The sequence below is a fragment of the Pelagibacterium halotolerans genome (assembly GCF_044811015.1).
GTDB classification, from domain to species: domain Bacteria; phylum Pseudomonadota; class Alphaproteobacteria; order Rhizobiales; family Devosiaceae; genus Pelagibacterium; species Pelagibacterium halotolerans_A.
Window position 1 is genome coordinate 1106242 of sequence record NZ_CP085243.1, and the last position, 17686, is coordinate 1123927.

The 17686-nt window shown below is 62.0% G+C and carries 18 protein-coding genes; 8 read left to right on the top strand and 10 right to left on the bottom strand.

What is annotated here, in order from left to right:
* From LG281_RS05430 to LG281_RS05470, 9 genes are all read right to left on the bottom strand, one after another.
* Window positions 1-1104, bottom strand: a complete 1104-nt coding sequence (locus tag LG281_RS05430) for a hypothetical protein (protein ID WP_404405131.1) — start codon at window positions 1102-1104, stop codon at window positions 1-3.
* A gap of 82 nt (window positions 1105-1186) precedes the next feature.
* Window positions 1187-2671, bottom strand: a complete 1485-nt coding sequence (locus LG281_RS05435; protein WP_404405133.1) for an amidase — start codon at window positions 2669-2671, stop codon at window positions 1187-1189.
* A gap of 39 nt (window positions 2672-2710) precedes the next feature.
* Complete coding sequence (locus tag LG281_RS05440) at window positions 2711-3688, bottom strand: branched-chain amino acid ABC transporter permease (protein ID WP_404405135.1); 978 nt, start codon at window positions 3686-3688, stop codon at window positions 2711-2713.
* Window positions 3685-4551 (bottom strand): branched-chain amino acid ABC transporter permease, encoded by an 867-nt coding sequence (locus tag LG281_RS05445; protein ID WP_404405138.1) that lies wholly within the window; start codon window positions 4549-4551, stop codon window positions 3685-3687. Before LG281_RS05445 ends, LG281_RS05440 begins: the two co-directional genes overlap by 4 nt.
* Window positions 4548-5204 (bottom strand): ABC transporter ATP-binding protein, encoded by a 657-nt coding sequence (locus LG281_RS05450; protein ID WP_404405140.1) that lies wholly within the window; start codon window positions 5202-5204, stop codon window positions 4548-4550. The genes LG281_RS05445 and LG281_RS05450 overlap by 4 nt, the downstream gene beginning before the upstream one ends.
* Before the next feature lie 25 nt (window positions 5205-5229).
* Complete coding sequence (locus LG281_RS05455) at window positions 5230-5970, bottom strand: ABC transporter ATP-binding protein (RefSeq protein WP_404405142.1); 741 nt, start codon at window positions 5968-5970, stop codon at window positions 5230-5232.
* 11 nt (window positions 5971-5981) lie between these two features.
* Window positions 5982-7277, bottom strand: a complete 1296-nt coding sequence (locus LG281_RS05460) for an ABC transporter substrate-binding protein (protein WP_404405144.1) — start codon at window positions 7275-7277, stop codon at window positions 5982-5984.
* A gap of 121 nt (window positions 7278-7398) precedes the next feature.
* On the bottom strand, window positions 7399-7716 hold the full coding sequence (locus LG281_RS05465) for a 2Fe-2S iron-sulfur cluster-binding protein (protein WP_404405146.1): 318 nt from the start codon (window positions 7714-7716) through the stop codon (window positions 7399-7401).
* Window positions 7717-7734: 18 nt separating this feature from the next.
* Entirely contained in the window at window positions 7735-8982 is a 1248-nt protein-coding gene (locus LG281_RS05470; RefSeq protein WP_404406630.1) for an NAD(P)/FAD-dependent oxidoreductase, read from the bottom strand.
* Between the two features lie 173 nt (window positions 8983-9155).
* On the opposite strand from LG281_RS05470, the gene hpaR reads away from it, so the two are divergent.
* The 8 genes from hpaR (at window position 9156) to hpaI (ending at window position 16721) form a co-directional block, all read left to right on the top strand.
* The gene (gene hpaR, locus LG281_RS05475; RefSeq protein WP_404405148.1) at window positions 9156-9695 is read left to right on the top strand and encodes a homoprotocatechuate degradation operon regulator HpaR; all 540 of its coding nucleotides are present in this window, start codon (window positions 9156-9158) and stop codon (window positions 9693-9695) included.
* Window positions 9696-9782: 87 nt separating this feature from the next.
* A complete protein-coding gene (locus LG281_RS05480) occupies window positions 9783-10202 on the top strand; it encodes a 5-carboxymethyl-2-hydroxymuconate Delta-isomerase (protein ID WP_404405150.1) in 420 nt (139 codons plus the stop codon).
* Window positions 10189-11706, top strand: a complete 1518-nt coding sequence (gene hpaE, locus LG281_RS05485) for a 5-carboxymethyl-2-hydroxymuconate semialdehyde dehydrogenase (RefSeq protein WP_404405152.1) — start codon at window positions 10189-10191, stop codon at window positions 11704-11706. Before LG281_RS05480 ends, hpaE begins: the two co-directional genes overlap by 14 nt.
* A gap of 82 nt (window positions 11707-11788) precedes the next feature.
* On the top strand, window positions 11789-12769 hold the full coding sequence (hpaD, locus tag LG281_RS05490; protein ID WP_404405154.1) for a 3,4-dihydroxyphenylacetate 2,3-dioxygenase: 981 nt from the start codon (window positions 11789-11791) through the stop codon (window positions 12767-12769).
* Window positions 12770-12781: 12 nt separating this feature from the next.
* Entirely contained in the window at window positions 12782-14236 is a 1455-nt protein-coding gene (gene gabD, locus LG281_RS05495) for an NADP-dependent succinate-semialdehyde dehydrogenase (protein ID WP_404405156.1), read from the top strand.
* The gene (locus tag LG281_RS05500) at window positions 14233-15093 is read left to right on the top strand and encodes a fumarylacetoacetate hydrolase family protein (RefSeq protein WP_404405158.1); all 861 of its coding nucleotides are present in this window, start codon (window positions 14233-14235) and stop codon (window positions 15091-15093) included. Before gabD ends, LG281_RS05500 begins: the two co-directional genes overlap by 4 nt.
* Complete coding sequence (hpaH, locus tag LG281_RS05505; RefSeq protein ID WP_404405160.1) at window positions 15093-15899, top strand: 2-oxo-hept-4-ene-1,7-dioate hydratase; 807 nt, start codon at window positions 15093-15095, stop codon at window positions 15897-15899. Before LG281_RS05500 ends, hpaH begins: the two co-directional genes overlap by 1 nt.
* 9 nt (window positions 15900-15908) lie before the next feature.
* On the top strand, window positions 15909-16721 hold the full coding sequence (gene hpaI, locus LG281_RS05510; RefSeq protein ID WP_404405163.1) for a 4-hydroxy-2-oxoheptanedioate aldolase: 813 nt from the start codon (window positions 15909-15911) through the stop codon (window positions 16719-16721).
* A gap of 57 nt (window positions 16722-16778) precedes the next feature.
* Here hpaI and LG281_RS05515 read toward each other — a convergent pair whose 3' ends face one another.
* On the bottom strand, window positions 16779-17657 hold the full coding sequence (locus LG281_RS05515; protein WP_404405165.1) for a helix-turn-helix domain-containing protein: 879 nt from the start codon (window positions 17655-17657) through the stop codon (window positions 16779-16781).
* Window positions 17658-17686: the final 29 nt, after the last annotated feature.

Consider the following 17686-nt stretch of genomic DNA (forward strand, 5'->3'; position numbering starts at 1 on the left):
TCAAAACGAGACGTTGAAGGACGCCAGCAGCGTCTGGTTCGAACGGTTGCCGTTCAAGCCCTGGTGCCGGGTATAGCCAAGCACGACTTGGTGACCGTCACTCGTCATCATCGATGCGCCGACTGAGCCGACGACATATGTGCTCTCGTCCACGTAGGCGTTGAGGTCGTTGATATATTCATGCTCCAACCCGAGCGAGGCGTTCAGGGCCCACTGGCCGGGCGCCGCCTGTTGCTGCACCCCAAGGCTGCCCCAAACCATGCCGTAATCCTCGGTATCGCCCACCACGCCGGAGGATACGGCACCAAAACTGTCCGCGGTGGCCTCGATGAAGTTGCGCTGGAAGTTCGCCCCGAGGATCGGGCGGAGTACCCAACCCTCCGGCATAAAGGCAATGTCGTCGGCGCCGAAGGTCCCAACGAGTTCCGTCTGGGCGTAGAACCGATTGTCGCCTTGAACATGGCTGTAGCCGATGGCGGGAATCTGAAGGTCGGACTCGCCCACAGAGTATTCCGCCCGTGCAGAGACGCCCCAATTGTCAGTGAACCTGTGCAGCACGTCGCCGCGGATCCCGAACCCATTTCGCTCAATTGTGCCGGGAAGTGTGCCAGTCCCAGCGATCGCGACGTCGGCGCGTTCTATAAAGGCACCAGCGCTCACCATCGTGTCGACGCTCGGAAAGGTCATATATTGAAGGCTGGCGCTGGGATTGAATGCGTTCTGCTGCACCTGGTTGGGCGCACCATTGGGCGCGGCAAGTGTCGCCACAAACCGCAGATAAGAATTGCCGTCGGGCAAAGCCTTGAGCACCGAGAAAGGCAGGACGGCATCCGTGCTGGCATCCTTGTAGCCGGTGGTGGACCCGCCTGGCGCGGTCGCTGCGCCGATAGTGCTACGCGATTGGCCGATGCGGCCCTGCGTCGTGCCCCATTGCTCATTGGAATAGAACGACCCGAGCAATCCGGCCTGGCCGAGATTGATCTGGGCAAGCACACCGGGCGGCAGCGGCGGCATGCCCGGCGGTGGGCCATCCTGGGCGACTGCAGTGCCTACGCTTAAGCAACAGGCGATTGCCCCGCAGCTCAACATTGTTCCGATCTTCATATGCCCCCTCCTCCGTTGGGTTCTTTTTTGACGGCACAGCGCCGCCGATTTCGTTGCCCGGGGTACGGGCAACGGTTTTGAGTCATGCCTCTGTCGCGGATAATTCCGGCGCGCTGAAGCCGCCGAACGCTTCATCGCAGAGCTGCGCAAACCGGATGGTCGTATGGTCTTCGAGCTGGGCGCCCATGATCTGAATGCCCGCGGGCATTCCATCCACACGGCCATCGAGCGGACGGACGGTGCTGGGCAGGTGCCCGAGCGTGGCCACTCCCGGCCAGAGCAGATTGTCGAGATAAGGCCGTTTCCCACCGCTGACACTCAGGGTGCGGTTTAGCTGGGCGATGGGGCCGTGGCCGTCTTCCGTCATGTGCGGAAACGCAACATTCATCGACACCGGACACAGCAGGACATCGAAATTGGAAAACCATTGCTCCCAATCGGCAAAGAGCTTCGCCTGCCGGCTGGCGAGGCCTGCCCAGTCGCGCAACGACTGGTGGGTTGCCCGTGCCAGGCGCGCTTCATAGCTTCCCGCCGGCTTACCGTCCGCCACTGCCTTATAGGCCGCCAGTTCAGCTTCAGGCGAACCCGATCCGATCACGCCAAAGAGCATGTCGAGATAAAGCGCATCGGTCCCTTCGAGATGGTCGGGGGTCTTGGCCAGCCGCGTGACGCTGGCGCCTTCCCGCTCGAGATTACCGGCGAATTCCTCGATCAGAGCGGCATATGTGTCGTCCACCGGATAACCGCCCGTCCAGACAGCGACGCGGAAATCCTTCAAATGATTATGGCGGGCCTTGGGCAGTGCGAGCGACCATGCATTTGCCGTCGCACCGCCCGGCCCGGCCAGCAATCCCAGCGCCAGTTCCAGATCCTCCGCACTGCGCGCGAGGGGCCCGCATACGGACAAAGGGGCAGCGGACAGTTCACCGGGCGCGGGCGGAATATGGCCACGGGCGGAGACGATGCCATAGGTCGGCTTGTGCCCGTAGACCCCGCAATAATGGCTTGGAATGCGGATCGACCCGCCGATGTCGCTGCCGAGTTCAAGCGCTGAAAACCCGGCTGCGAGCGCTGCTGCCGAGCCACCCGACGAGCCGCCGACGCACCGGTCGGGGTTCCACGGATTGCGCGTGGTGCCGTAAATCGGGTTGTAGGATTGATGATCCGAGGCGGCGACCGGAACGTTGGTCTTTCCGTATATCACCGCCCCTGCCCCGCGCAGGCGGGCGACAGCATCCGCATCGTCCTCGGGGCGGTAGCCGGCGAGGTCGGGGATGCCCGCTGTCGTCTTGAAGCCGCGAACCTCGAAAGTATCCTTGATAGTCATCGGCAATCCATCCAGCGGACCTGCCTTGCCCGCGGCCCGGCGGGCATCCGCTTCAGCGGCCGCCGCGCGCGCTCTCTCGATGTCGCGCTCGACCACCGCGTTCACCTTGTCGCCATGCCTCGACAGGCGCGCCAGATAGTGGTCGAGGATTTCGACGGCGCCGATGCGGCGCGCATTCAGCGCGTCGAGCGTTTCGGTTGCACTCCAATAGTGCGGCTCTGCCGTGTTCGGCGTTTTCATCAGGCTTTCCTTTCCTTGGAGCGTGTCCAGAAAAAGTGGTCACCACTTTTCCGGTTCGGACACGCGACGAAACAGGGATTTTCGGCGGGTCGCCAAATTCGTAAGAGCGGGCCACAAGCCGCGCGGCGCGAGCAGCAGGGTGGCGATGGCGATGACACCCATCACGATCCAGTAGGTGCCGCCCGAAAAGCCGAAGGCCGCCATGGTTTCTCGCAAGCCGATGAAGATTGCGACGCCGAGAACCGGTCCCGCCAGCGTGCCGAGACCACCGACGACGGCGATGAACATCATTGCGACTGCCCAATTGACCTGGAAGGCATCCGCAGGCGCAACGTAGAGTGCCGTCATATAGAACAACGCGCCCGCAGCAGCGCAGCCACCGGCGGATAGAGCGAAGACGAAAAGATAAAGGACATACACGTTGACCCCGGCGCTGGCGGCAGCCGGCTCGTTGTCGCGCACACACAAAAGCGCAAGCCCCAGGGGCGAACCGAGAAAGCGCCGTAGCGCGACCATAAGCGCCACGCACCCGAAGGCACCGATAAAGAAGATCAGTTGCTCGGGATTGCCGGCGAAGATTTCCCCGTTCGGACGCAGCACCATGCCAAAGCTGCCACCGAGCCACTCCGCCCTGAACGTGAGCGCTTGCGCAATCTCGGCCACCACCCACATGCCGATGGCGAAATAGGCGTGTTTGAGATTGAAGACGATCGCGCCCAGGGGAATGGCGATAAGCCCCACGAGGACGGGGACGATCAACAGCACGAGCCAGGGCGACAAGGCCGTATTGTTCGCTATGAAGAACAGCGCGTAAGCCCCCATGCCGACAAAGGCCTGATGCCCGAGGGAGACCTGCCCGCCATAGCCGGCCAAAAGGTTCCACATCTGCGCGAGAAAGAGGAGAACCAGCACCTCCGAGAAGAGGAACAACAGCCCCGGATCGATCAAAAGGGCACCCGCCCCGGCAAGCGCTGCTCCCACGGCGAGCGTCAAGCCGTCACGCACCATGGCGTTCATGACAACCTCCCCAATGCGGAACGGATAAGCAGGCCTGCAAAAAAGAATATGTGCACATAAAGCAGGCCCGCATTGCCGTCGATCCGAGTGCTGACGACCTGCACCAAGCCCAGAACAACCCCGGCAATCAGCGCCCCGCGCATCGACCCCAGCCCGCCCAGAACGACGACCTCGAACGCTATGATGAGATGGGCGACGCCGGAGAATGGTGATACGCTCGCACGCATCGCAAGCAACACGCCCGCAAGCGCCGCGAGACCGGCCGAAAGCGCGGCAACCTGGATATGGATTTTCTTCACCCGGATGCTCATAAGCGCGGCGATATCGGGAAGGTCCGATACCGCTCGGACCTGGCGTCCGAATTCCGTTTTCGCGATGACGAACGCCAAAATGCCGAAAGCGATGAGGGCCAGCGCCAGGGTGAGGACTGGCAACAGGCCGATAGACAGGCCGAAAAGCGCGAACCGCGCCTGCCCCAACCCCTGAACGTCCAGGCCGCGCAGGTCGGCTCCGAGGGTTTCGACAAGCAGATTGCGCATGATGATGGCGATGCCGAATGTGACCAGAAGCGGCACCATCGGATCGCGGAACGACATTGCGCGTTCGATGAACACAACCTGTAATCCCGCGCCGATCGCTGCACACCCCAGGCCCGCAATAGGCAGGACGAGCCAAAGTGGCAAGCCGGGCACCAGCGCCAGACTGCCGACGGTGATGAAAGCACCCAAGGTGATCATTTCGCCGTGGGCGAGATTGACGACCCGCAAGACCCCGAAATTGAGCGCAAGCCCAGCGCCGATCAGGCCATAGAGTCCCCCAAGGGTGAGGCCGTGGAGCAGGATTTCGAAGACTGCGCCAATCATGCGGCAACTCCGAAATACGCGCTTTTGAGACTATCGGCCGTTACACCATCGGCGCTGCCGCGGTGAGATATCCGTCCCTTGAACAGGCAAACGACATCGTCCGCATGCGCGCACACGCGCTCCACGTCCTGATCGACGATGATGAGCGAAACGCCTTCCGCCCGCACCCGATCGAGCGCCGCATAGACTTCCATGGTGACGCGCGGAGACAGGCCGAGCGAGATTTCATCGCAGAGCAGAATGGCCGGATTGGAGGCGAGGGCCCGGCCGATCGCGACCATCTGTTGCTGCCCCCCGGACAAGGTGGACGGGCGCTGCCGCCTCTTTTCCTTAAGGATGGGAAACAGGGTGTAGATCGTTTCGAGCGTCCAGGGCCCGTCGCGATGACCGCGACCGATCATCAGGTTTTCCTCAACCGATAAGGACTCGAACAAGAGACGCCCTTCGGGCACCAGCGCCAGGCCCAGGCTGGCGGACGTCAACGGATCACCCGCCTTTAGCTGGTGCCCGTTGATTTCTGCCCGTCCGCTCCAGCGCGGGACCAGCCCGCACAGCAGCCGGAGCAGGGTCGATTTTCCGGCGCCATTGGCTCCCACCATGGCCAGGACTTTTCCTGCATCCAAGCTAAGGCTCACGCCGTCGAGCGCCTGCATTTCGCCGTGCCAGGCGGCAACGCTGTCAATTGTCATCAATGACGTCATCGGGCACACCCAGATAGATTTCCTGAAGATCGTCGCTTCCCCACACTACGTCGAATTCCCCGTCGAGTTTCTTGGCGCCGCCATCCATCACCACGAGGCGGTCGCAAACGCCGTGCAGGGCGAAGGGGATATGCTCGACCCAGACGACCGTGCGATCGGTCTTGAGCTGTCTCACCAGATTCATCATGGTTTCGATCTCCGGCTCGGTGAGACCCGCCGCGATTTCGTCGAGCAGCAAAACTTTCGGGCGGGCGGCTATCGCCTTGGCAAGTTCGAGCCGTTTCCGGTCCAAAAGGCCGAGCGACCCGGCTTGCGCCATTCCGCGCCCGGTAAGCTGACAGAGACCGAGCACCTCCTCGGTCCACTCCTGCGCCTGCCGCCTGGGTAGGCCGGCCCCAAAGAGCGCGGCGACGCGCACGTTGTCCATCACGCTGAGCCGCGCAAAGGTTTGCGGGATCTGGCTGGCGCGGGCTATCCCAGAGCGCACGCGGGCATGGATCGGCAGGCGGACGATATCGCGCCCATCCAGCACGATCTCGCCACGACTGGGCCTGATGGAGCCCGCCAAGAGGGCGAGGAGCGAGCTCTTGCCGGCCCCATTGGGGCCGATCAGTCCCACGCACTGGCCGGGCACCAGATCCAGGTCGACGTTGTCGACCGCCGTGACCGCTCCGAACCGCTTGGACAGCCCCCTTGCTTGGAGGACAGCGCTTTCCATTCCGAGCCGCGCTAAAGCGAGGTCAGCGCCACCATCTCGTCATCGAGAGGGATGGCCGGCATGTTGGCATTGTTCACGACACGCAGGTCGTAGTCATACTGACCCGAGCTACGCCGCCATTGCCCGCCGACGATGGGCGTGATGGCAACGCTTTTGACCGGGCTGGACGCGAAATTGACCGGACCGATAACGGTATCAACGTTCAGCGCCGCTATGGCATCGCGGATGGAATCGTTGTTGGTGGGGTCGTCCGCCTTCGCCAATGCGGCAAGCCCAACCTCCCACAGCGCATGGCCATAGCCGAGCGGCTGCGTCCATTGCTTGCCCGTCTCCTCCTCCCACTGCCCGGCAAGGTCGGCAGCGCCCTGGCCAGTGAGCGATGAAGCAAAGGGGAAATTCGGGGTCCACCAGACCTCGGTCGCCATGCCGTCGCCACGATCTCCGAGCGCCGAAACCGCGCTGGGGAACAGGAAGGCAGCCGCCATCGCGCACGCCTTGGGCGTGTAGCCTGCCTGCGCAACCTGGTTCCAGAACGGAATGAAATGGTTCGGGTACATGAACCCCGACACGATGTCGCACTCCGCTCCCGCGAAGGCTGAAACGGCGCGCGAAAAATCGTTGGTCGCGAGCTGGAACATGCCGGCACCGACTTCTTCATAGCCCGCTTGACTAAGCGCGGCGGGAAGACCAAGCGCCGGATGAGCCAGCCCCTGACCCGCGGGATTGTCGAGATATGTCGTTCCAACCTTCTTATTGGTTTCAAGGGCATCGAACATGCCCACGAAACTCTGCATCACCGCATCGGAGCCGGCAAAGAAGTGGAAGGTATAGGGAAAGCCTTTGTCGGGCGTGCCGCCGCGCGGGAACATCCAGCCTTGCCAGGGCACCATGCTCGAGATCGTCGGTACGCCACGCGCATCGGCCAGCTCGCCTATGGCAGCCGCTGCCTCGCCATCCTGGGCGAGAACCAGATTGCACCGCTCGCGCATGACCAATTCGCTGGCGACCGAGGCCGAGCGATTGGCATCGGACTGGTTGTCTCGCACCACAAGCTCGACATTGTAGGTCTTGCCATTGAGCACCAGCCCGCCGCTCAGATGCTCGCGCATCTTTTCGATAGTCCAGTTTTCGGTCTCACCGAACGCAGCGCGGACGCCGGACAGGGACCCGACATAGCCGATCTTGATGGTGGAATTGGCCGCTCGTGCAATCGCTGGCGCATACAGCCCGGAGGCTAGAACAGCGGCGCCTCCCCTCTGCAGCAGCTTCCGGCGCGATATGACGCTTGAGTGATTTGATCCGGACATGGTTCCTCCCAAAACCCAATGTAACCAGTGGTCACATTATGGACACACCTTGATGTACCCGTCAACGCGTCGGGGACAAAATAATACACATGTGAATTATTAGGTCAGATGCATATTCGGGCTAGGCGCCCGCTACTTGGACGGTCAGCCCCTCGAGACGATCCGACACGGGAATTTGGCAGGCCAAACGGCTATTGCTCTGTCGTTCGGTTTCCGCAAAATCGAGCATCTCGGACTCGTTCTCGGAGATCTCGGGCAACCCGTCGAGAAAGTCGGGCGCCACCAGAACGTGGCAGGTCGCACACATCGCCGAACCGCCGCATTCACCGACAATTCCGACAATGCCGTGTGCAACCGCCGTTTGCATGAGCGACGTGCCGGTCGTCGCCTCGATCGTGCGATGGGTTCCGTCGGGCTGGATGAAAGTGATCGTGGGCACGGTTCCTCCTCCTATTCTTTATTGAGCGGCCGCCGAGGCAGCCTTCAGGCTGGCCTTGAGATCGAAGCCGGGGCTGCCCACGTGTTCGGGCGTGATCCGGATATCCCTGACCAAGACTTGGCGGGCCGCAAGGTGATCCCCTGGCCGTCCGACACTTTCCACGGCTGCGATGTTGCCATTGCGAAAGCGGAAAACCGAGAAGGCACCGGCATCCGGATTGCCGCACACCACACGGTCGTCGCCCGCCGCGCCAAGGCCGGCAATCTGAAGTTTCGCTGGGCCCTGGTCACTCCAGAACCACGGCACAGCACCATAGGGCTCGTGTGCAAGACCGAGCAGACGCCTTGCAAGGACGCGCGCCTGATCGGTTGCGTTCTGTACCGATTCCAGACGAATCAAGCCGCCGGCATGCGGATTGGGATGGCGTGCGCAGTCGCCGATGGCGGAGATATCCGGATCGCTTGTCGCCATATGCGCGTCGACCACGATCCCGTTCTCCGCCTTTAGCCCGCACTCCTCCCCCAGTTCGGTGTTGGGAACGACCCCCACGCCGGCGAGCACCAGATCAGCTGCCACCTCTTCCCCGCCATCGGTCTCGATCGTGAGCGCCGTGCCGTCGACATCCGTTATGCGCGCAACCGTCGCGCCGAACAGGAACCGGGTTCCCCAGCCTTTGTGCAGCCGTTCAAAATACGACGATATCTCGGGTGAAACCGCGCGGGCCATACCTCGATCCGCCTGCTCTATCACCGTGACGTGCACTCCGCGGCTGGCGGCGACGGCGGCAAATTCGAGGCCGATAAAACCCGCTCCGATCACAGCAATATTCCGGCAATCCTCGAGGCGCGCCCGTAGCCGCCGCGCCTCTTGCGCCGTGCGCAGGTAGGTCACGCCAGGATGATCGGCGCCCTCAACGGACAGGCTGCGGTTCCGGGCTCCCGTCGCAAGGACGAGATGGCCGTAATCGAGATGCACCCCCGAGGACAGCGCCACCGTATGCGCTTTCCTGTCGATAGCGACCGCGCGGCAGGATGTAAAAAGTTCGATCCTGTTTTCGGCAAAGAACGCGTCCGGACGCTGCCGGATCACGCCGTCGTCCGCTTCGGGTTTCAGATAGGCTTTGGAAAGGGGCGGACGCTGATAAGGCGGCCCCGCCTCATCACCCACAAGGCAAAGACGTCCACGATATCCCTGTTGCCTGAGTTCCACGGCAAGCTGAAATCCGGCATGGCCCGTCCCTATGACAACGATGCTATCCACGGTCACCCCCGCGCGCGGTTTCAACGGCCGGGAGCCTCACATAAATTAGATAACATGTAAACTAGCCTGATTCCGGGTTCTCATCGCTGGACCGCGAAACGCTGGCGACAGGCAGCAATTAACATGTATAACGCGTAGAGACAGATGAATCGAAAGGCCGGAAAATGGGCGAACGCAGCATGAAAAGCGCAAGCGAAAAGAGCGAGCCAGCCGCACGGAGGCACGTACGGTTGCGCGAATTTTCGCGCTCCCTGCCCATGTCGCTCCTCAAGGCCCGTGAAGCCGTTATGGGGCATTTCCGCCCGAGCCTGCACTATTTCGGTATTACCGAGCAACAATGGCGCGTGCTCCGTGCGCTCACCTCGATCGAGACGATAGAGGTTATGGAGCTCGCAAAAGCGACGTTTCTGCTGCCTCCGTCACTCTCGCGCATTCTCAAGGATCTCGAGGAGCGGGATCTCATCACGCGCCGCACGTCTCCCGAGGACATGCGCCGTGGCCTCATCTCCATCAGCGAACGAGGACGCACGCTGATCGATCAAGCAGGGAGCCATTCGGAAGCGATCTATGCCGAGATCACGCGCAGGTTCGGCGCCGAGAAACTTACGCAACTCCAGCAGATGCTGCGCGAACTGGAGACGGCACTGGCCGATCCGATCGAGATTGCCAGCATTCCCAAGGAAGCATTTCAGGTCGATTCGCCCCCGCCGGACAAATAGGTCCGCGCGCCTTAAGCTGAGAAGCGGCTTGACAAACGCGCATAAATTTAACATGTGAATTATAGTGACAACGCAGGATAGCGATCCATGCCGCATCTATCCGTGGAATATTCCGCCAATCTCGATAGCCGAACGGACATCGGTCAGTTCTGCGATCGCCTGTTGCAGGCGATTCTCGAAACTGGCCTATTCGAGGTCGGGGCGGTCCGCGTGCGCGCCATCCGATGCGCGCACTACGCCATTGCTGACAAGAACCACGACAATGCCTTTATCGACCTCAACTTCCGCATTGGCGTGGGGCGCACTCCCGAGGAAAAGAAGCGCGCGGGCGAAGCGATTTTTGCCGCAGCGCAGGAGGCTCTCGCACCTCTGCTCAAAACGCCCCACTTCGCGCTGTCGCTGGAGATCCGCGAAATTGACCCGGAACTGAGCTGGAAGCGCAACACCATGCACGCACGTCTGCGCAATTCGGAAGACCAAGGAACAACACACCATGTCAAAGCTTGAGGAAAACATTGCCAAGGCGGAAGGTTATCTTGCCCGCTTCCGTGAACAGGGCGTGCTCAATCACATCAACGGAGACGCGGTTCCTGCTCTCGATGGCGAGACCTATGAGACACTCTCGCCCGTTGATCTGAAGCCGCTGGCCAAGGTTGCTCTCGGCAAGGCTGCGGATATCGAGCGTGCGACGAAGGCGGCCAAAGACGCGTTTCCCGAATGGGCCGCCATGAGCGGGACCAAGCGCAAGGCATTGCTGCATCGGATCGCCGACGCCATCGAGGCGCGCGCCGAGGAGATCGCCTTCGTTGAGTGCATGGACACCGGCCAGGCGCTGAAGTTCATGTCAAAAGCCGCATTGCGCGGCGCGGAAAACTTCCGGTTCTTCGCCGACCGCGCACCCGAAGCCCGCGATGGAAAGGCACTGCGCGCACCCGGCCAGGTCAATATGACGACGCGCGCGCCTATCGGACCGATTGGGGTCATCACGCCCTGGAATACGCCGTTCATGCTTTCGACCTGGAAGATCGCCCCGGCGCTCGCCGCCGGCTGCACGATTGTGCACAAGCCCGCGGAATTTTCGCCGCTGACGGCGCGGCTGCTCATCGAGATCGCCGAAGAAGCGGGCCTGCCCAAGGGCGTATGGAACCTCGTCAACGGCTTCGGCGAGGATGCCGGCAAGGCGCTGACCGAGCATCCCGACATCAAGGCGATCGGATTTGTCGGCGAAAGCCGTACCGGCTCGCTGATCATGAAGCAGGGCGCCGACACGCTCAAGCGTGTCCACTTCGAGCTCGGCGGCAAGAACCCGGTGATCGTGTTCGCCGACGCCGACCTGGAGCGCGCGGCGGACGCCGCCGTCTTCATGATCTATTCGCTCAACGGCGAGCGCTGCACCTCGTCGTCCCGCCTGTTGGTGGAAGACAGCGTCTATGACCGCTTCACGGCGATGGTTGCCGAGAAAGCAAAACGCATCAAGGTCGGGCACCCGCTCGATCCCGAGACGGTGATCGGGCCGCTGATTCACCCGGTCCATGAGAAAAAGGTGCTGGAATACATCGATATCGGCAAGGCCGAAGGTGCCACAGTGGCCGCTGGCGGCGAGAAATTCGATGGTCCGGGAGGCGGTTGTTATGTTTCCCCCACGCTGTTCACCGGCGCGACGAACACCATGCGCATCGCACAGGAAGAAATCTTCGGTCCCGTGCTGACGGCCATCCCCTTCAAGGACGAGGCCGAAGCCCTCACGCTTGCCAATGACGTCGACTACGGCCTCACCGGCTACCTTTGGACCGCCGATGTCGCCCGCGCCTTCCGTTTCACCGACGCACTGGAAGCGGGAATGATCTGGGTGAACTCCGAGAACGTCCGTCACCTCCCTGCCCCCTTCGGCGGCGTAAAGGCGTCAGGCATCGGCCGCGACGGCGGCGACTGGTCGTTCGACTTCTATATGGAAACCAAAAACATCGCCTTTGCCACAGTGCCCCATGCCATCGCCAAGCTGGGCGGTTGACGAACACCGGAAAGTTTTCGCGTTTTCAAACAGCAAAAGTGGTTTCCACTTTTGCTGAAAACGCTCCAGAGGAGGAGCCCTCATGCCCGTGCCACAACCTAATCTTTATCCGCCGTTCAACATCGTGCGGCTGTCCCATGTAGAGTTCGGTGTCACCGATCTCGCACAGTCTCGCGCCTTTTATGCCGACACGCTGGGATTGCAGGTGACCCATGAAGATGGTGACTGCATCACGCTGCGTGCCATGGAGGAGCGCGGGCACCATTGCATCCTGCTCCGCCGCGCGAAGGAAGCGTCGGCACGGGCGCTCTCGTTCAAGCTTTATGACGAGCCCGATCTGGACAAGGCGCACGACTGGTTCAAGGCGCAGGGCCTGCCCGTCGCGTGGGTGGAGCGCCCTTGGCAGGAGCGGACGTTACGAACGACCGACCCGCACGGCATTCCGCTCGAATTCTATGTGAAGATGGAGCGCCTAGAGCCCATCCATCAGCAATACGCGCTCTACAAGGGCGTAAAACCGCTTCGCATCGACCACTTCAACTGCTTCTCGCCCAATGTCGATGAATCGGTCGCCTTCTACAATTCCATCGGCTTCCGCGTGACCGAATATACAGAGGACGAGGTGACGAAAAACCTCTGGGCGGCCTGGATGCACCGCAAGGGCGGCGTGCACGACATGGCGTTCACCAACGGCGCGGGACCGCGTCTGCACCACACGGCCTTTTGGGTGCCGACGCCACTCAACATCATCGATCTTCTGGATCTTATGGCCACAACGGGCTGGCTTCCGAACATCGAGCGCGGGCCCGGACGGCACGGCATTTCCAATGCCTTCTTCCTTTATGTCCGAGACCCCGACGGCCACCGTATCGAAATCTACTGCTCGGACTATCAGACGGTCGATCCCGACCTCGAGCCGATCAAGTGGGATTTGAAGGATCCGCAACGCCAGACCCTTTGGGGGGCGCCAGCGCCGCGCTCGTGGTTCGAGGAAGGCAGCCTGTTTGCCGACACCCCGGTGCGCGAGGCCGACCTCAAGGCCCAGCCCATCGTCGCACCCTGATTGGACGCCATCATGCAGCTTGAGGATATGGGTCTGTTCCGCGAAGCCGCCCTTGTCGGTGGCCATTGGATCGACGCCGACAAGGACACCGGCATTGCCGTCACCAACCCGGCCACCGGCGCGGTGATCGGCTACGTTCCCAGGCTGGGCGCCGCTGAAACCCGGGAGGCCATTTCTGCCGCCGAGGCGGCCCGAAAGGACTGGGCCGCCCGCACGGCAAAGGACCGCGCCGGTATCCTGCGGCGTTGGTACGATCTCATGATGGCGCATCAGAACGATCTCGCCAGCATTCTAACGCTCGAACAGGGTAAGCCGCTCGCCGAAGCCAAGGGCGAGATCGCCTATGGCGCGAGTTTCATTGAGTGGTTCGCAGAGGAAGGCCGCCGCGTCTATGGCGACATCATCCCCGGCCACCAGCCCGACAAGCGTATCCTCGTGATGAAACAGCCTATCGGTGTGGTCGCCGCGATCACGCCGTGGAATTTCCCCAATGCTATGATCACGCGCAAGGCCGGCCCGGCGCTCGCGGCAGGCTGCGCAATGGTACTCAAGCCGGCCTCGCAGACGCCCTTCTCGGCCATAGCGCTCGCCGTTCTTGCCGAGCGTGCCGGATTGCCACGAGGGCTGTTCAGTGTTCTCACCGGCTCGGCCCGAGAGATCGGCGCCGAGATGACCGCCAACCCCGCCGTGCGCAAACTGACCTTCACCGGCTCGACCGAGATCGGCGCCGAACTCTATAAACAGAGCGCGCCGACCATCAAGAAGCTCGGTCTCGAACTTGGCGGCAACGCCCCCTTCATCGTCTTCGACGACGCCAACCTCGACGCGGCGGTCGAAGGCGCACTCATCGCCAAGTTCCGCAATAACGGACAAACCTGCGTCTGCGCCAACCGCATCTATGTGCAGGATGGCGTCTATGACGCGTTTGCCGAAAAGCTCGCGACAGCCGTTTCAAACCTTAAGACCGGCAATGGCATGGACGATGGCGTCGTCCTGGGCCCACTGATCGATGCGACAGCCCTTGCCAAGGTCGAAGACCATATCACCGACGCTCAGGCCAAAGGCGGACGCGTGATTGCGGGCGGCCAGCGTCATGCGCTGGGTGGCACCTTCTACGAGGCGACGGTTATCGCCGATGTCACCTCGGACATGGCAGTGGCGCGCGAGGAGACGTTCGGGCCCGTCGCGCCGCTGTTTCGGTTCAGTGACGAGGCCGACGTCATTGCAAAGGCCAATGACACCGAATTCGGCCTTGCGTCCTACTTCTATGCCAAGGACCTCTCGCGCGTCTTCCGCGTGGCCGAGGCCCTTGAGTACGGCATGGTCGGCGTTAACACCGGCCTCATCTCGACCGCGGAAGCGCCTTTCGGCGGCGTCAAGTCCTCCGGCCTCGGACGCGAAGGATCGCGCTATGGCATCGAGGAATTCGTCGAAATCAAATATGTTTGCCTCGGAGGTATCCAGTGAATCTTGTCTCCTTTACCGCCGAAGGCCAGCACTTTTGGGGCGTGAGCGTTCCCGGAGGGGTCGTTGCGCTGTCGGCAGACTTCCCGCAATGGAAGACACTGCGCGACGTGATCGATGCCGGTGCCATCGCGACCGTTCTCGCGGCCGGACAGGGCCGCGCCGCGAGCCATGCCGAGGGCCATTTTGCCTGGACCATCCCCATCCCCGATCCCGAAAAGATCATCTGCGTCGGCGTCAACTTTCCGGACCGCAACGCCGAATATAAGGACGGCCAGGAAGCGCCGCCCAACATGTCGCTGTTTGTGCGCTTTGCGCGCAGTTTCACCGGCCATGGGCAGTCACTTGTCCGGCCCCCGGAAAGCCACCAGCTCGACTATGAGGGCGAAATCGCCATTGTGATCGGCAAGGGCGGCCGGCGCATTCCCGAGGCGGAAGCGCTCTCGCATATCGCTGCGCTGACCTTGTGTAATGAAGGCACGATCCGCGATTGGGTGCGGCACGCCAAGTTCAATGTCACGCAGGGCAAGAACTGGGACCGTTCGGGCGCCCTCGGGCCGTGGCTCGTGCCCTTCACGGACCCATCCCAGATCGTCGATGTCACCCTCGTCACGCGCGTCAACGGGGAGGTGCGCCAAAAGGACCGCACGGGCAGAATGCTGTTCCCGGTCGCGCGTCAGATCGCCTACATCTCGACATTCACCACATTGGTTCCGGGCGATATCATCGTCACCGGCACGCCAACCGGCGCCGGAGCGCGCTTCGATCCGCCCATATGGCTCAAGCCCGGCGATGTCGTCGAGGTCGAGGCTGAAGGCGTTGGCACGTTGTGCAACACAATTGCGGACGAGGTCATCTGATGCTCGCGCCAACGGACATCAACGCCGCCGCCGATGCCCTGCTTGAGGCCGAAGCGAGCCGCAAGCAGATCGGCCTTCTCTCGCTCCAATATCCCGGCATGACCATGGATGACGCCTATGCGGTTCAGTCCGCGCTGGTCAAGCGCAAGTGCGAGGCGGGCCGCAGGACGATCGGCTGGAAGATCGGGCTGACTTCCAAGGCGATGCAATACGCACTGAACATCGATACCCCCGATTCCGGCGTGCTGTTCGACGACATGGTGTTTGAGGACGGGAGCACGATTCCGGCCAACCGCTTTATCCAGCCGCGTGTCGAAGCGGAGGTTGCCTTCGTGATGAAGGCGCCGTTGCGCGGGCCCGGCATTACCGTTTTCGACGTGCTCAACGCCACGGATTACGTCGTTCCCTCACTGGAAATCCTCGACACACGCATCCTGCGCATTGATCCCGAGACGAGAACGACCCGCACCATCGTCGATACCATCGCCGACAATGCCGCCAACGCCGGGATCGTCTGGGGCGGGCGCGCCATGCGGCCCGACGAGATCGATCTGCGCTGGATGGGCGCCATCGTCTCGCGCAACGGCGAAGTCGAGGAAACAGGCCTCGGCGCCGGCGTCCTCAACCATCCGGCGCGCGGCATTGCATGGCTCGCCAATCGTCTTGCCCAATACGGTGAGGATGGTATCGAGGCCGGACAGATCGTTCTGGCAGGCTCGTTCATTCGCCCTATCGAGACCCCACACGGTTCGACCATCCATGCGGACTTCGGTCCATGCGGTTCCGTAAGCCTTCATTTCGCGTAAGGATTGCCAATGCCTGCCCCCGAGAACCGCTTCAAACAGGCCTTGCACGCAGGCCAAGTGCAGATCGGACTGTGGCTTGGGCTTGCCAATGCCTATACAGCGGAGATTTGCGCCGGCGCCGGCTTTGACTGGCTGTTGATTGACGGCGAACACGCGCCCAACGACCTGCCGCTGATGATGGCGCAGCTACAGGCTATCGCCGCCGGTCGCGGCGAAGCCGTTGTCAGGTTGCCCATCGGCGAGGCCTGGCAGATCAAGCAGGTGCTCGACATCGGCGCGCAAACCCTGCTGATCCCTATGGTTGAAACGGCCGAACAGGCACGGGCTCTCGTGCGCGCCACGCGCTATCCACCACATGGCGTTCGCGGTGTCGGCGCGGCGCTGGCGCGTGCTTCCAACTTCAACCGCATCGGTGACTACCTCCAGACCGCCGATGAGGAAATCTGCCTTCTCCTGCAGGTGGAAAGCCGCGCCGGGCTTGCCGCAATCGAGGAGATCGCGGCAATCGAGGGTGTGGATGGGATATTCATCGGCCCAGCCGACCTCGCAGCCGATATGGGCTATATCGGCAAGCCCGGTGCGCCGGAGGTCCAGGAGGCGGTGGAAAATGGCCTTGGCCGTATCCTTACGGCAGGCAAGGCGGCGGGCATCCTCACCGCGGACCAGACACTCGCCCGGCGCTATATCGCACTCGGTGCAACCTTCGTGGCCGTCGGTTCCGATGTCGGGCTGTTGACGCAAGGTCTCACGCAACGCCGCGATGCCTTCCGCGCCGATACGGAAGAAACAGGCGGAAAGCCGATCGGCGGCGGCACTTACTGAGCGTGTCCAGAAAAAGTGGTTCCCGCTTTTTCGGTTCGGGAACGCGATAAAACAAACCTAAGAAATGGCCCGGCGGCCATGCCGCTCCCGCCAGGCTTTGGGAGCTTCACCGGTCAATCTGCGGAAAAAGCGTGAGAAATAGGCCGGGTCGTCGAACCCGCAGTCGCGGCCGATATCCTCGACAGAGCGTATCGTAAAGAGAAGCAGCCTCTTGGCTTCCAGAAGCCTGCGCTCCATCACCAGGTCCTTGACCGACATGCCCAGAACCGCGCGGGCTGCTTTGTCCAGCAAATGAGGTGTCGTGGCCAGCTCTGCGACATAGCGGGCAACCGTCCAGTCCTCCCTGAAATGCCGATCGACCACCCGGCGCAGGTCAAGTGCCAGCTTCACTTCGGGTGACGCCGCAGGCAGCGCAACGCTTCCGCCAAGCTGACGCATGAGAGAAAGTACGGTCGAAACCAGGCCGGTCAGCACTTTCTCCCCGGCTCCGCCGTGCTCGCGATAGTCTTCCCGGATCAGACCGATCAGAAGGTCGATGCGGTTCCAGACCGGGCTCTGCGGCTCACCGGTCAGAAATACCGGCGCATCGAGCGCAAGGTCGGTTTGGGGAGCAATCACCTTTAACACATCGTCCGAGACGGAAACCACCACCGCGTCCGACTGCAATTCCACGTCGAAGCCGTGAATGATGTCGCTGGGCACGAAGCTGATCGCAGGAGCAGAAAATGTCCAAGATTGCTCCTCGATCATATATACGCCCGCGCCCTGAAACCAATAGGTAATCTGCCCCATCAGAGGGTGCTTGTGTGGCGAAACATGCCCAAAGTGCGCGCTTTTCCGCTCCATGACGGTTTCGACGTGGAGGAACCCGACATCGAGCGTCTGCGCCGGCTCGCCATAGACGAAGTAACTGGGGACGTCGTAACGCTCATTCATACCGGAAAAAGTACCAGCTATTTGCCCCT

Bases quoted from the DNA above. Each gene is read 5' to 3' on its own strand.
- LG281_RS05445 (WP_404405138.1), bottom strand. From the start codon at position 4,551: ATGATTGGCGCAGTCTTCGAAATCCTGCTCCACGGCCTCACCCTTGGG.
- hpaE (WP_404405152.1), top strand. From the start codon at position 10,189: ATGTCAAAGCTTGAGGAAAACATTGCCAAGGCGGAAGGTTATCTTGCC.
- gabD (WP_404405156.1), top strand. From the start codon at position 12,782: ATGCAGCTTGAGGATATGGGTCTGTTCCGCGAAGCCGCCCTTGTCGGT.
- LG281_RS05440 (WP_404405135.1), bottom strand. From the start codon at position 3,688: ATGAACGCCATGGTGCGTGACGGCTTGACGCTCGCCGTGGGAGCAGCG.
- LG281_RS05480 (WP_404405150.1), top strand. From the start codon at position 9,783: ATGCCGCATCTATCCGTGGAATATTCCGCCAATCTCGATAGCCGAACG.
- hpaI (WP_404405163.1), top strand. From the start codon at position 15,909: ATGCCTGCCCCCGAGAACCGCTTCAAACAGGCCTTGCACGCAGGCCAA.
- hpaD (WP_404405154.1), top strand. From the start codon at position 11,789: ATGCCCGTGCCACAACCTAATCTTTATCCGCCGTTCAACATCGTGCGG.
- LG281_RS05455 (WP_404405142.1), bottom strand. From the start codon at position 5,970: ATGGAAAGCGCTGTCCTCCAAGCAAGGGGGCTGTCCAAGCGGTTCGGA.
- LG281_RS05435 (WP_404405133.1), bottom strand. From the start codon at position 2,671: ATGAAAACGCCGAACACGGCAGAGCCGCACTATTGGAGTGCAACCGAA.
- hpaR (WP_404405148.1), top strand. From the start codon at position 9,156: ATGAAAAGCGCAAGCGAAAAGAGCGAGCCAGCCGCACGGAGGCACGTA.
- hpaH (WP_404405160.1), top strand. From the start codon at position 15,093: ATGCTCGCGCCAACGGACATCAACGCCGCCGCCGATGCCCTGCTTGAG.
- LG281_RS05460 (WP_404405144.1), bottom strand. From the start codon at position 7,277: ATGTCCGGATCAAATCACTCAAGCGTCATATCGCGCCGGAAGCTGCTG.
- LG281_RS05515 (WP_404405165.1), bottom strand. From the start codon at position 17,657: ATGAATGAGCGTTACGACGTCCCCAGTTACTTCGTCTATGGCGAGCCG.
- LG281_RS05450 (WP_404405140.1), bottom strand. From the start codon at position 5,204: ATGCAGGCGCTCGACGGCGTGAGCCTTAGCTTGGATGCAGGAAAAGTC.
- LG281_RS05430 (WP_404405131.1), bottom strand. From the start codon at position 1,104: ATGAAGATCGGAACAATGTTGAGCTGCGGGGCAATCGCCTGTTGCTTA.